Source organism: Streptococcus oralis (assembly GCF_021497885.1).
GTDB classification, from domain to species: domain Bacteria; phylum Bacillota; class Bacilli; order Lactobacillales; family Streptococcaceae; genus Streptococcus; species Streptococcus oralis_BQ.
Genome location: NZ_CP046523.1, coordinates 1247088 through 1259683 on the forward strand (window position 1 = coordinate 1247088; position 12596 = coordinate 1259683).

The window sequence follows — 12596 nt, forward strand, 5'->3', positions numbered from 1 at the left end:
TTCCGCCAACCTTTTTCTTATCCCCAAGTAATTTCTAATTGATAGCTGGCAAAGGGGTGTCCCTCTTGGTTTTGCAGTTGATAGGCGAGCTCGATCTTTTGCCCATCCACTTGATAACGACTCGTTTGGATGATAAACTCCTGCATGCCCATTGGAGTCGGAATGTAGGCTAAACTATCACTATCCTTGAGAAAACGCATGATGGTTTTGGGACTCGAGAAGCGGGTCATCACCAGTTCTTGACCATGAAACTTGAGAACCACTTTTTCCTTTTCCTCATTGTAGAAAAGCAGATAGCTATAATCGCCCTTTTCACTCTCTTCCACGTCATAAAGCTGGTCAATGACTTCCAACTGTTCATCAAACTGAATCGTATTTCGCATCCGAATCTTCACATCAAGTCCTCTTTCTTCTCTCTTGTCCTACTATTTTACCAAAAACTCTAGCTTTTTGCTATAATGGTCATATGAACGAAAAAGTATTCCGTGACCCAGTTCACAATTATATCCATGTCAATAATCAAGTCATCTATGACTTGATCAATACCAAAGAATTTCAACGTCTGCGTCGTATCAAACAGCTAGGAACTTCCAGCTATACCTTCCATGGTGGCGAGCACAGTCGCTTTTCTCACTGTTTGGGGGTCTATGAGATTGCTCGTCGTATCACGGAGATTTTTGAAGAAAAATATCCTGAAGAATGGGATCCTGCTGAGTCTCTCTTGACCATGACCGCTGCGCTCCTTCATGACCTTGGGCATGGTGCCTACTCCCATACTTTTGAACATCTCTTTGATACAGATCATGAGGCCATCACCCAGGAAATCATCCAAAGTCCTGAAACAGAGATTCACCAAGTCCTGCTACAAGTAGCGCCAGACTTTCCTGAAAAGGTGGCTAGTGTCATCGACCATACCTACCCTAATAAGCAGGTCGTACAGCTCATTTCCAGTCAGATTGATGCGGATCGTATGGACTATCTCTTGCGCGACTCCTATTTTACAGGAGCATCTTATGGGGAATTTGACTTGACTCGCATCCTCCGAGTCATTCGTCCTGTCGAAAATGGCATCGCCTTTCAGCGCAATGGCATGCATGCCATCGAAGACTACGTGCTCAGTCGCTATCAGATGTACATGCAGGTTTATTTCCACCCAGCAACACGGGCCATGGAAGTTCTCCTACAAAATCTCCTCAAGCGCGCTAAGGAACTCTATCCTAAAGACAAGGACTTCTTTGCACGAACTTCTCCACATCTCCTGCCCTTCTTTGAAAAAAATGTGACCTTGTCTGACTATCTAGCACTTGATGATGGCGTGATGAATACCTACTTCCAACTCTGGATGACCAGTCCTGACAAGATACTAGCCGACTTGTCGCAACGTTTTGTCAACCGCAAGGTCTTTAAATCCATTACCTTTTCAGAAGAAGATCAAGACCAACTCGCAACCATGAGACAACTAGTTGAAGAAATCGGTTTTGATCCAGACTACTATACTGCTATTCATAAGAACTTTGACCTCCCTTATGATATCTATCGTCCCGAATCTGAAAATCCACGGACACAGATTGAGATTCTACAAAAAAATGGTGAACTGGCAGAACTCTCTAGCCTGTCCCCTATCGTCCAATCCCTTGCTGGCAGCCGCCACGGAGATAATCGTTTTTATTTCCCTAAAGAAATGTTGGACCAAAACAGCATCTTCGCAAGTATCACCCAGCAATTTTTACACTTGATTGAGAACGATCATTTTACCCCAAATAAGAACGAATAGAGGAAATTTATGAGTATTAAACTAATCGCCGTTGATATCGATGGTACCCTGGTTAACAGTAAAAAGGAAATCACTCCTCAAGTCTTTTCTGCCATCCAAGATGCCAAAAAAGCTGGTGTCAAAGTCGTGATTGCAACGGGCCGCCCTATCGCAGGTGTTGCCAAACTTCTGGACGACTTGCAGTTGAGAGACCAAGGTGACTATGTCGTGACCTTCAACGGTGCCCTTGTCCAAGAAACTGCTACTGGGCATGAGATTATCAGCGAATCCTTGACCTATGAGGATTATCTAGATATGGAATTCCTCAGTCGCAAGCTCGGTGTCCACATGCACGCTATTACCAAAAATGGTATCTACACTGCCAATCGCAATATCGGAAAATACACAGTGCATGAATCAACCCTCGTCAGCATGCCCATCTTCTACCGCACTCCTGAAGAAATGGCTGACAAGGAAATCGTCAAATGTATGTTCATCGATGAACCAGAGATTCTCGATGCTGCGATTGAAAAGATACCAGCAGAATTTTACGAATGCTACTCCATCAACAAATCTGCTCCTTTCTATCTCGAACTCCTTAAAAAGAATGTAGACAAGGGTTCAGCTATTACTCACCTAGCTGAAAAACTCGGATTGACCAAAGACGAAACCATGGCGATCGGGGACGAAGAAAATGACCGCGCCATGCTGGAAGTCGTTGGAAATCCCGTTGTTATGGAAAATGGAAATCCAGAACTCAAAAAAATCGCCAAATACATCACCAAAACAAATGATGAATCTGGCGTAGCCCATGCTATCCGTACGTGGGTACTGTAAAAAGGCAAGAATAGACGAAAACCGCTCAGCAGAGCGGTTTTTTACACTATTCATATTGCCCCCTGCATGAATTTGTAAGAACTTTTCATATTGAAAATAAACAAAAATGTTGAAATATAGCTGATTTTAGGGAAATACTTTTAGGTATTTTCAATGTCAGGATTTAAAAATGGGGCAAAAGTGGGGCAAAAACAAATTAACGAAAAAAATATCGAGTTCGTGCATCAAGTAAATGATAAATTGCAAGAATAAGTGCAACATTTACTCGAACTCATCCTCTAGAGCTTCACTAGCAGTTCTGTAAGCTAAACATTTTCGTGGTCGGTGATTGATATCATATAAAGCCTTGGTTCCCAAAGCTTTTTTATGTTATAAACTCATTAAAAGAACCCCCAGTTAGATTTGGAATATTTTTTATTCTGTGTCACATAAAAATAAATAAAATGAATGGCTATAGCTAGAGCTAAAATGGTTGTTATACTCACTACTATTATAGGATTAGAAGCAAAGATTAAAGAGAGAATCAAGGCAGCCAGATAGAGTGTCGCTTGGACACAGTAGTAACTTTTCGAATAGCGAAGATAGTGTTTGTTATAGGGCCCATTTACTAGGACAGCAGCTTGAAAGAGGCCAAATCCGATATAAGAGAAGCTGGTTGCAAAGAGACGATTAGCTTCAGGATTCTGAAGAAAACTCATCGATACAGTCAGCATCATAAGTCCAATGAAAATAGGATAGTGACTGTAAATTAGAAATAGTCCCTTTTGATTAGATTTTTCATCAATAGCATGGTCGAATTGACCAAAATAAAACAAGAACAGAGAAATCATAATAATGAAATAAAGAACCGAATAAATCGAGAAATTCTCGATTGTAAAGAAGTTAGCTAGATTCGTAATCATCTCTCCAAACGTAATAATGACAAGAAGGGAGATGCGCTCGATTAAATGGGGGAGATTTACCTGGTAATGCTTATCTTTATTAAGCAAGATACTTGGCATAATAAATGTTAGCAGAATACTAGCATAAAGGATATAGACTCCAATGTAAATAGGAAGAAGAGCTGCTAGATAGATTTCTAAACTTCGTAGACCTGTTATCCATAGAAAACCTTTGATACTTTCCCTATGAACATTATCGGTTGATTTTCTAAAAAATTCAACCAAATATTGAAAAAATAAGGTAAGGGTTAATGTACCAATAGCCCAACAGAGATAATGAAAATATTGTTGCCAATCAGGTCCAATCATATTGGCTATAAAGAGTAAAAGTCCCATTTTGATAAACATGATTACTATGTTAAATAAAGAGTTCTTTCCATAGCGATTGGTATAATCGGTTTGAATCATCCAGGAATCGATGAGAAAGAAAATAGCAATGAAAAAATCAAGGAAAGAATTCCAAGTCAAAATACCGTTATGAAGATGGTCGATTAAAGTAGTTACTTTTGAAATTGCAAAAACAAAAACTAGGTCATAAAAAAGTTCTGAAAATTCTACACGTTTATGTTTAATAAGAGTTGTCATCTTAAGTCCTTTCTATTCTAGAAGTACAATTTATTATAACAGAAAATGGTAATGAGAGAAAAGGAGATGCTTAAATAACTTCATGTGACGCGAATTGTCAAAACCTTGGAGCACATTTACCTCATGTACCAACTCACAGGCAGAGTGTTTGATGATTGATAATGAAGAATAAGATTTTACAATAGAAAAGCGAGGATATCCTCGCTTTTTTTATTTAATCTAATAGCTCCTTATTTTCAATTAAGAGCTCTAGTGGAGATTTATCTCTTGCTTCAATAAAACCAGGTTCATATTGGGTATGAAGTGTTCTTTTCTGAGAAGTTGGATCAATATACAACTCTTTTCCATCTTCTGTGTATAGTTGGTTGCCTCTTGTTAGGTAAAGTAAATCCTCTAAGTACTGTCCATCAGTATGTAGGAAATGCTCGATGTATTTGACAGCTTTTAAGATTTCACTTACTTTATCAGAGTATTCATTAGATTCAAGAACACTCTTTTCTAACTCAATCTCTTTACTCGTTCCAAAGAGTTGGGTTGGAGTTGCATTAAAATATTCTGCTATCTTATCCAAATTTGCAAAGGTAGGATAGCTTTTTTGTTTTTCGTAATCAGAGATGGACTGTTTACCGATTCCTAATTACCTCAGTCTCTTCAGTCTGTTAATTTTTTTTCGAAAATTTCTCTCATTAGTTAAATTAAATGGTTCTTTTCAATTAAGTTTTAACTTCTATCTGGTAAGTAAAAGGAAAAATAATACCCGTGGTGCTAGTTAAACTCAAAATACAAGAAAAGCCTAAAAGGACTATACTGTAAGTGACAAAACAAAACAGGAGGATAGTCCAAATGAGCCACTTACATTAGTCCTGTGAAATACAGAACTAAATCCTTCACTTAAATTACTTGTCTAACTTTTTGGGGTCAGTACAAACAGTGCTTTTTTTGTTGAAATCGCAAAGAATCTAAGCTTTCTTTTTGCAGATAACATTCGCTCTTTTATTTTCGGTATGATTGAGTCGATGCCCCGTTCTCGACCGGTTATTATTGCAACTTATCGAATGCTAGAGCACTATGCCATCACTTTTTGGAAGAATACTTGGAGCAATTCTACGCAGAATGGAATGCGAAAAAGTGATAGTTAAAGAGACGAAAAAGCTGAGAATATGATTTCCCAGCTTTTTTGAATGCGATAGAAATAGCAACTAGACTATTTACGAAAGGCCTCAATAATGTAGGTGAAGCCAGTAACTAAAAATGCAAAGGCATTGACATAAACGACAAAGACACTTGTAGCCACTGGATTGAACAGAATCACTAGACCTAGTAAAAATGCAAGCAAGGCTACCCACGTGATATTGCTACCAATAATAGGGAAAATCAATCCTAGACGAATGCCTTTAATGAAGGCAATAATGGCTTCTACAATTAACCAAATTCCTACAATGGTCGGAATGACGACCGGCAGGGTCACAAAGCCATAAGCAACGAGGTAAAGAGCTAAGAGAAGACTAACAAACCCTTGGAAAAGATAAACAGGTGAGCGAAGCTCTTTTGGTGCAGAGAAATAGCCTAAAATAGCTGCTATAGAAGAAACCAGTAAACCAAATGCAATCCACCAGCTGTAAGCAACAAGATTAGCTACTGGGTTTGTAAATAGGAAAAGTCCTAAAAGGGCAAAAACAACTCCTGCAAGGAATAGCAGTAAACGATTAGAAAATTTCATTTCAATACCTCCGATATAGTATAGTTTGATATTAAAGTTATTGTACCTCTTTTTATAAAAAATGTCAATAAAATAAATAGACAACTTGGAAGTTTCAGTCTGGATCGCAAAAAGAAAAGGTGTTTTCGCTCCTTTTCACAGATTGAAGACAAAGTCCTTATAAAAGTGTCTTCTAAAGATTTTAACTTCAATCTGAAGCGAGGTTATCCTCGCTTTTTCTATTTATCAAACAATTCCTTATTTTCAATTAAGAGTTCTAGTGGAGATTTATCCCTTGCTACAATAAAACCAGGTTCATATTGGTTATGAAGTGTTCTTTTCTGAGAAGTTGGATCAATATACAACTCATCTCCATCTTCTGTGTATAGTTGGTTGCCTCTTGTTAAGTAAAGTAAATCCTCTAAGTACTGTCCATCAGTTTCTAGAAAATCTTCGATGTATTTGACAGCTTTTAAAATCTCACTTACTTTATCAGAGTATTCATTAGATTCAAGAACACTCTTTTCTAACTCAATCTCTTTACTAGTTCCAAATAGTTGGGTTGGAGTTGCATTAAAATATTCTGCTATCTTATCCAAATTTGCAAAGGTAGGATAGCTTTTTTGTTTTTCATAATCAGAGATGGACTGTTTACCAATTCCTAAATCTTCAGCTAGTTGAGTTTGACTTACTCCTTTTTCTATGCGTAGGCGTGCCAAATTGGGTCCAAAATTTTGAATAATAAAGGTCATGGGAAACTCCTATTTTTATTTTTAACTTATTTTATCACCTATAAACTTACAAATCAAGTTTTTAGTTGACTGCCCCAAATATTTTTTATAAAATATATTTATAACTTATTTATAAGTTATAAATGATACAAAATGGTTCGTAAGTTTAGGATAGTGAGTGAGGAGGAAGTTGAGGAAGAGACTATGACTTATGACTATTCGAAGCTTTGGAGCTAGAAATTGTGTGGACAAGGACAAGGGACGAGCCTGACGGGAAGTCAGGCGAAGTCCTGCAGAGTGCCGTCCAGACAATTTCTAGCCAAGCAAAAGCTGGCTATTCTAACAGCCAGCAAAAAGGGACACTTAGGACAACGTCCAAAGAACGACGGAACGAGCAAACGTTGATTTGACGGTGTTTCTGAGGACTAAAAAATCTAAAAGAAAGGGGGACAATTTTGTTGGTTTCTATACAAGATTTAAGAAGCATTCAAGAACGATGTGAAATAGGAGAATTAGTACAGAGGTTAGATGTCAGTATTGATAGACTAACGGTTATCTGGGATACAGATACTGATTCCCTAAGACGGATTTTCAAAAATCTGAAACAGGCAATAAGTACAAGAGTTGATTCATTTGAAATATATGATAATGTTCGAGATGATGTCTTTACTTTAGCTAAAGTTTTTAATGAGTATGATTCTATCAATATTATATTTTTTCAATTATCCACTTATGGAGGTGAACAATTGATTCGAATTGATTTCAATCCTAATACTTTAAAAGAATTTGATGGAATGAAAGTATGGAGGCAATTAATGTACTTTGCTAGATTGAATTCATTGACAGTACGTTTGTCTCGTTTTGATTTGGCATTTGACATTTTCAATAGGCCTGAAATCGTTAATTTGCAACATATTAAAGGTGGTGTTACCCATAAGGTCTTCTATGGTAGAGGGGGTGAATTAGAGACGAAATATTGGGGTTCTAGCGGTAGTAATGTACAAGTTAGGTTATATGATAAGAATAAAGAAATCATTGCTCACAAGCGCGATGAGAAGCTAGATTTGGCTGTAAATCCGTTTTGGTGGAGACTGGAATTCCAACTTAGAACCAAAGCGATTGGTGAGGAGATGGTCCAAGATGTTATGAATCGACTTGATAATTTCGGATTTTATAAGCTAGAACATATTCGAGTGGAGCAAAGAGCATTTACAATTATCTTTCTCAACAATCCTGAACTGTTATCATTGGCTTTTCCAAATTTAAAATCAGACAGCATCAAAAAGAAAAAAACAAGAGTCCGCAAACTATTGAGAGAAGAAACGAACCAATTTGCGGAAGAATTAAAAGAAGTATTAATACAGAATCTCCCTAAATTAAATGCAGAATTACAACTACTTGTAGGCGAGTTTCTGAATTTAGAAAATAAATAAGGAGGATAACTATGGACAATAATTTAATTAGTAACAAAGAATTAATTGAAATGGGCTATCGCCCTCATACGGCGAATGATATCATTCATCAGGCAAGAGAATTACTTGTCTCACGAGGCTATACATTTTATAATCGCAAACGTTTGATGGTTGTTCCAAAAAGTGTTGTAAATGAGATTCTAGGAACTGAGGTGGCGTAATATGGCAAGTGTTCGTTATCGAAAGCGAGGAGATAGTAATTTATGGACCTATGAAATTCGTAGCGAAGGGAAAACTGTTGTTCATAATAGCGGTTTTAAAACAAAAAAACTTGCAGAGTCAGAAGCTGAACCGATTCTGCAAGAACTTCGTTTAGGAAAAAGAATTTCTAGAGATATTTCTCTTGTAGATCTGTATCAAGAATGGCTTGAACTAAAAATTCTACCGAGTAGTAGGTCGGAAGAGACAAAGAAAAAATATCTTCTCCGTAAAAACACAATTGAAAGATTATTTGGAAATAAAAAAGTCACTCAAATTCGTGCGAGTGAATACCAAAGAATTATGAATAAGTATGGACAAACAGTTGGTAGAAATTTTCTTGGTAGATTGAATACTGGGATTCATCAGAGCATCCAAATGGCAATTGCAGACAAAGTTCTAATAGATGATTTTACACAACATGTCGAGTTATTTTCATCCAAAGAACAACAGATGACAGAAGAGAAATATTTACATACAGAAAAGGACTATCTGGATTTACTTTTAGCAGTAAAGAGAAAATTTGATTACCAACGTTCAATTGTTCCTTATATTGTCTATTTTCTATTAAAAACAGGCATGAGGTTTGGAGAGTTAATAGCGTTAACTTGGAATGAAGTTGACTTTGACAGAGGACTGCTAAAAACATATAGGAGGTTTAATACCCTTTCTCATAAATTTGTCCCTCCAAAAAATAAAACGTCTATTCGGATGGTACCGATAGACGAAGAATGTATTAAGATATTACAAGTCCTAAAAATTGAACAGGAGAAGGCTAATAAAGAGCTAGGAATCAAGAATAGGTATAAAATGATTTTTCAGCATTATGGATATATTCACTTGGTACCAGATATTGCAAGTGTCAATAAAGCTTTGAGTGTTCTTTTAAATGAATTAGATATTTATCCAATTATCACGACAAAAGGAGCACGTCATACCTATGGAAGCTACCTCTGGCACAAAGGATTTGACCTTGGAGTTATTGCAAAAATTCTAGGGCATAGAGATATTTCAATGTTAGTAGAAGTATATGGACACACTTTAGAAGAGAAAATTTTTGAAGAATTTAATCAAATTAGAGATGTTTGGAAAGATTGCTCATAAAAAAATGTGGGGCAAATGATGGGGCAAATCAGTTATAGACAAGCAAAAAAGCCTTATAAATCAAGGCTTTTTCCTGTTGATTTAGATGCCCCCTGCAGGAATCGAACCTGCAACTACTCCTTAGGAGGGAGTTGTTATATCCATTGAACTAAGGGAGCTAGAGAAAAACCCTGCTGGATAAGCAGAGTTTTTTAGTCGAATTAACGACGGATTTCTTTGATACGAGCTGCCTTACCTTGAAGTGCACGTAAGTAGTACAATTTCGCACGACGTACTTTACCGTAACGAACAACTTCGATCTTTTCAACACGTGGAGTGTGGATTGGGAAGATACGCTCAACACCTACACCGTTAGAGATTTTACGAACTGTGTAGTTTTCTGAGATACCAGCACCTTTACGTGCGATAACAACACCTTCAAAAATCTGGATACGTTCACGGTTACCTTCGACAACTTTCGCGTGTACACGAACTGTGTCACCAGGACGGAATGATGGGATATCTGTACGAAGTTGACCTTCAGTCAAGCTTTGGATTAATGGATTCATTTTATTCTCCTATCTTTGTCAATCTTGAGGAATCCTCCTCAGCGGATAAACTGTATTTTTGTGCGTCCATTACACACAAGATACAGTTTACCAAATTTCCACCTAAAAGTAAAGGAATTTATAGCAGAATTCCTAAAAAAATTGCTAGAAAACCGCCTATATAAGTTAAGACTAAATAGCTATAAAATACCTTCTTGTCACTTAACAGTTTTTGCAGCTCGTCATTCAGAGTTGAAAAGGTCGTCAACCCACCACAGAAACCTGTCGCTAGAATAGCATAGACTTCCTTGGACTCCACATGATTGTAGAGCAAGCCAATCAAAAAACAACCGAGAAGATTGGCTATGAGAGTTCCTAGGGGAAATTTAGAAGCTTGATTGTATCGGGAAAAGAAATACCGCACTAGGGCTCCGAAGCCGCAGGCGATTGCAAGATAGACGATTACCATTTCTTCCTCCCTAGATAATAAGCCAAAAGCAGGCCTCCGCCAATACTCAAAAGTAGGTAGATGCCCAAACTAAGATAACGCTCGGTATCGAGCAATTTCACAGCATCCAAAAGCAGACTAGAAAAGGTTGTTAAACCACCGCAAAAGCCTGTACCCAGCGCCAAAATCAAACCTTTACTGCTTCCCTTATAGACCAGATAGCCTTTTACCAGATAGACCAAGCAGAAAATTCCCAGATAATTGACAAGGAGGGTTCCCCAAGGAAAGTCGGGACTGGCTGGCAACTGACTAGATACAAAATAGCGGACAAGGCCTCCCAATATAGCAGCTAAAAAAATCCCTAGCGGATAAAATTGTTCTTTTTTCATTTGATGTTTTGACCCTGATAATCACGCGAACGTTTGAGAATATCTGAAAAAGTCGCAACAATAGTTTCTTGGTAATTCTTATTGGTTACACGACTTCTTACCTTTTCAAAAATGACTTCTTCTCGCTTGCTATCTAAAATAGGTTTTCCTGAGGCTTTCTTATAGGCAACTACATCCTCAACCAAATGCATTCGTTCTTCCAAGAGCTTAACAATTTGGTCATCGATTTGATCAATTTCTTGCCGAATACTATCTAAATCCATAGTCTCTCCTCCTTTATTTGAATTATTGTATCAAAAAGCCACCAAATAGGCTAGTAAAATCTAGTTAAACTACTAAAAACTGCACTGACTCCTTCCAGTCAGCGCAGCTTGATTCTTATCCTACTTTTGCAGCCAATTCTTCTGCGAATTGTTCCAAGCGTTCGATGTCTTCTTCTTCAGCAGAAAGATCAACTTTAACACACTCTGACCCTTTTTCTGCTCCTGTCGCTACAAAAACGCGATCAAAATCATCGACAGCCTTACAGAATTCGTCGTAGAAGGTGTCACCTGAACCGACCACTCCGTAGATTTTGCCATTCAAGTTGAGGTCTGCTAGGTCTTCGTAGAAGTCCATCATCTCATCTGGCAATTCTCCATCGCCATAAGTATAGGTCGCAACGATTGCGATATCTGCTTCCAAGAAGTCTGAAGCGTCAACAGTCGTACATTCATCAACATCGACATCCAAACCCAAGTCACGCAATTTATCTGCTACAATATCTGCAATTTCTTCGGTATTACCGGTCATACTGGCAAATACAATTTTTGCTAATGCCATATCGTCCTCCTCAATTTATCTTTCTCCATTATATCATATCTTTTTCATTTTAAAAATAAAAATTCTTGTGCTACAATGAAATGAGAAAGAATTGAGGTTATTTATGGAAATTTGCCAGCAAATTTTAGAGAAAATCAAAGAATACGATACCATTATCATTCACCGTCATATGAAACCAGACCCTGATGCCTTGGGAAGTCAGGTAGGTTTGAAAGCCTTGCTCAACCACCATTTTCCAGAAAAGACCATCAAAGCCGTCGGCTATAATGAACCGACTTTAACTTGGATGGCAGAAATGGATACTGCCCAAGACAGTGACTACCAAGGAGCTCTTGTCATTGTCTGCGATACAGCCAATACTGCTCGTATCGATGATAAGCGTTATCATCAAGGTGACTTCCTGATTAAGATTGACCACCATCCTAACGATGATGTATACGGTGACTTGTCTTGGGTCGATACTAGTTCAAGCAGTGCTAGTGAGATGATCGCCCTATTTGCAGAAAATACTCAACTAAACCTGTCGGATCAAGCTGCTGAACTCCTATTTGCAGGTATCGTTGGGGATACAGGGCGTTTCCTTTATCCTTCTACCTCTGCCCGAACCCTTCGTATCGCTTCTTCCTTGAGAGAGTATAACTTTGACTTTGCAAGTTTGACACGCAAGATGGATACCATTAGCTATAAGATTGCAAAACTTCAAGGCTACATCTACGATCATCTAGAAGTTGATGAAAACGGAGCTGCTCGCGTTCTTCTCAGTCAAGAAATCTTGAAAGAGTATAATGTTACCGACGCTGAAACCGCAGCGATTGTCGGTGCCCCAGGTCGCATTGTAGATGTCAGTCTCTGGGGAATATTTGTAGAACAAGCTGACGGCCATTATCGTGTTCGTCTACGAAGCAAATCAGTCCCTATCAATGAAGTTGCAAAAGAACATGATGGTGGGGGACACCCTCTTGCAAGTGGTGCTAATTCCTATAGCTTAGAGGAAAATGAAGTTATCTACCAAAAACTAAAAAACTTGCTTAAAAACAAATAAAAGACTTGCCAAATTTATCAGAATCTGATAGACTATTAAGGTAACAAT

General features: G+C 37.9%; 17 protein-coding genes and 1 tRNA gene. 7 read left to right on the forward strand and 11 right to left on the reverse strand.

Features of this window, described 5'->3' with window-relative positions; all coding sequences use genetic code 11:
• Positions 1-17 precede the first annotated feature (17 nt).
• A complete protein-coding gene (locus GOM48_RS06355; RefSeq protein ID WP_235096481.1) occupies positions 18-395 on the reverse strand; it encodes a DUF1934 domain-containing protein in 378 nt (125 codons plus the stop codon).
• Positions 396-466: 71 nt separating this feature from the next.
• Between GOM48_RS06355 and GOM48_RS06360 the strand changes: the two genes are divergently transcribed.
• Entirely contained in the window at positions 467-1774 is a 1308-nt protein-coding gene (locus tag GOM48_RS06360) for an HD domain-containing protein (RefSeq protein ID WP_235096482.1), read from the forward strand.
• A gap of 9 nt (positions 1775-1783) precedes the next feature.
• On the forward strand, positions 1784-2590 hold the full coding sequence (gene yidA / locus GOM48_RS06365; RefSeq protein WP_235096483.1) for a sugar-phosphatase: 807 nt from the start codon (positions 1784-1786) through the stop codon (positions 2588-2590).
• 380 nt (positions 2591-2970) lie between these two features.
• Here the strand turns inward: yidA and GOM48_RS06370 are convergent, their stop codons facing one another.
• The 4 genes from GOM48_RS06370 to GOM48_RS06385 form a co-directional block, all read right to left on the reverse strand.
• Complete coding sequence (locus tag GOM48_RS06370; RefSeq protein WP_235096484.1) at positions 2971-4116, reverse strand: low temperature requirement protein A; 1146 nt, start codon at positions 4114-4116, stop codon at positions 2971-2973.
• 214 nt (positions 4117-4330) lie between these two features.
• Positions 4331-4747 (reverse strand): helix-turn-helix domain-containing protein, encoded by a 417-nt coding sequence (locus GOM48_RS06375; protein WP_071788307.1) that lies wholly within the window; start codon positions 4745-4747, stop codon positions 4331-4333.
• A 573-nt stretch (positions 4748-5320) separates the two neighbouring features.
• The gene (locus tag GOM48_RS06380) at positions 5321-5836 is read right to left on the reverse strand and encodes a DUF308 domain-containing protein (protein WP_235096485.1); all 516 of its coding nucleotides are present in this window, start codon (positions 5834-5836) and stop codon (positions 5321-5323) included.
• A 218-nt stretch (positions 5837-6054) separates the two neighbouring features.
• The gene (locus GOM48_RS06385) at positions 6055-6567 is read right to left on the reverse strand and encodes a helix-turn-helix domain-containing protein (RefSeq protein WP_002919839.1); all 513 of its coding nucleotides are present in this window, start codon (positions 6565-6567) and stop codon (positions 6055-6057) included.
• Positions 6568-6773: 206 nt separating this feature from the next.
• Between GOM48_RS06385 and GOM48_RS09810 the strand changes: the two genes are divergently transcribed.
• From GOM48_RS09810 to GOM48_RS06400, 4 genes are read left to right on the forward strand one after another with little or no spacing between them, the layout of a single operon-like run.
• Entirely contained in the window at positions 6774-6956 is a 183-nt protein-coding gene (locus GOM48_RS09810; RefSeq protein ID WP_075202639.1) for a hypothetical protein, read from the forward strand.
• Positions 6957-7001: 45 nt separating this feature from the next.
• Positions 7002-7979 carry a replication initiation factor domain-containing protein gene (locus tag GOM48_RS06390; protein ID WP_235096486.1) on the forward strand — a complete coding sequence of 326 codons (978 nt, stop codon included), beginning with the start codon at positions 7002-7004 and terminating at the stop codon, positions 7977-7979.
• A gap of 11 nt (positions 7980-7990) precedes the next feature.
• Positions 7991-8179 carry a DUF3173 domain-containing protein gene (locus tag GOM48_RS06395; protein ID WP_000369785.1) on the forward strand — a complete coding sequence of 63 codons (189 nt, stop codon included), beginning with the start codon at positions 7991-7993 and terminating at the stop codon, positions 8177-8179.
• Between the two features lies 1 nt (position 8180).
• Positions 8181-9320, forward strand: a complete 1140-nt coding sequence (locus GOM48_RS06400) for a site-specific integrase (protein WP_002911106.1) — start codon at positions 8181-8183, stop codon at positions 9318-9320.
• Positions 9321-9406: 86 nt separating this feature from the next.
• Here GOM48_RS06400 and GOM48_RS06405 read toward each other — a convergent pair.
• The 6 genes from GOM48_RS06405 to GOM48_RS06430 form a co-directional block, all read right to left on the reverse strand.
• Positions 9407-9478 (reverse strand) — tRNA-Arg (locus GOM48_RS06405).
• A gap of 42 nt (positions 9479-9520) precedes the next feature.
• Positions 9521-9868, reverse strand: coding sequence for a 50S ribosomal protein L19 (rplS, locus tag GOM48_RS06410; RefSeq protein WP_001068669.1), 348 nt, complete (start codon positions 9866-9868; stop codon positions 9521-9523).
• A 118-nt stretch (positions 9869-9986) separates the two neighbouring features.
• Positions 9987-10316, reverse strand: a complete 330-nt coding sequence (gene crcB, locus GOM48_RS06415) for a fluoride efflux transporter CrcB (RefSeq protein ID WP_235096487.1) — start codon at positions 10314-10316, stop codon at positions 9987-9989.
• The gene (gene crcB, locus GOM48_RS06420) at positions 10310-10684 is read right to left on the reverse strand and encodes a fluoride efflux transporter CrcB (RefSeq protein WP_235096488.1); all 375 of its coding nucleotides are present in this window, start codon (positions 10682-10684) and stop codon (positions 10310-10312) included. Before crcB (GOM48_RS06420) ends, crcB (GOM48_RS06415) begins: the two co-directional genes overlap by 7 nt.
• Positions 10681-10947, reverse strand: a complete 267-nt coding sequence (locus GOM48_RS06425) for a chorismate mutase (RefSeq protein WP_235096489.1) — start codon at positions 10945-10947, stop codon at positions 10681-10683. Before GOM48_RS06425 ends, crcB (GOM48_RS06420) begins: the two co-directional genes overlap by 4 nt.
• A 115-nt stretch (positions 10948-11062) precedes the next feature.
• Positions 11063-11506: a flavodoxin gene (locus GOM48_RS06430; RefSeq protein ID WP_001162125.1), complete on the reverse strand. Its 444-nt coding sequence runs from the start codon at positions 11504-11506 to the stop codon at positions 11063-11065.
• A gap of 103 nt (positions 11507-11609) precedes the next feature.
• Between GOM48_RS06430 and GOM48_RS06435 the strand changes: the two genes are divergently transcribed.
• A complete protein-coding gene (locus GOM48_RS06435; protein WP_235096490.1) occupies positions 11610-12548 on the forward strand; it encodes a DHH family phosphoesterase in 939 nt (312 codons plus the stop codon).
• Positions 12549-12596: the final 48 nt, after the last annotated feature.

Bases quoted from the DNA above. Each gene is read 5' to 3' on its own strand.
- GOM48_RS06360 (WP_235096482.1), top strand. From the start codon at position 467: ATGAACGAAAAAGTATTCCGTGACCCAGTTCACAATTATATCCATGTC.
- yidA (WP_235096483.1), top strand. From the start codon at position 1,784: ATGAGTATTAAACTAATCGCCGTTGATATCGATGGTACCCTGGTTAAC.
- GOM48_RS06370 (WP_235096484.1), bottom strand. From the start codon at position 4,116: ATGACAACTCTTATTAAACATAAACGTGTAGAATTTTCAGAACTTTTT.
- GOM48_RS06380 (WP_235096485.1), bottom strand. From the start codon at position 5,836: ATGAAATTTTCTAATCGTTTACTGCTATTCCTTGCAGGAGTTGTTTTT.
- GOM48_RS06385 (WP_002919839.1), bottom strand. From the start codon at position 6,567: ATGACCTTTATTATTCAAAATTTTGGACCCAATTTGGCACGCCTACGC.
- GOM48_RS06395 (WP_000369785.1), top strand. From the start codon at position 7,991: ATGGACAATAATTTAATTAGTAACAAAGAATTAATTGAAATGGGCTAT.
- GOM48_RS06400 (WP_002911106.1), top strand. From the start codon at position 8,181: ATGGCAAGTGTTCGTTATCGAAAGCGAGGAGATAGTAATTTATGGACC.
- rplS (WP_001068669.1), bottom strand. From the start codon at position 9,868: ATGAATCCATTAATCCAAAGCTTGACTGAAGGTCAACTTCGTACAGAT.
- crcB (WP_235096487.1), bottom strand. From the start codon at position 10,316: ATGGTAATCGTCTATCTTGCAATCGCCTGCGGCTTCGGAGCCCTAGTG.
- crcB (WP_235096488.1), bottom strand. From the start codon at position 10,684: ATGAAAAAAGAACAATTTTATCCGCTAGGGATTTTTTTAGCTGCTATA.
- GOM48_RS06425 (WP_235096489.1), bottom strand. From the start codon at position 10,947: ATGGATTTAGATAGTATTCGGCAAGAAATTGATCAAATCGATGACCAA.
- GOM48_RS06430 (WP_001162125.1), bottom strand. From the start codon at position 11,506: ATGGCATTAGCAAAAATTGTATTTGCCAGTATGACCGGTAATACCGAA.
- GOM48_RS06435 (WP_235096490.1), top strand. From the start codon at position 11,610: ATGGAAATTTGCCAGCAAATTTTAGAGAAAATCAAAGAATACGATACC.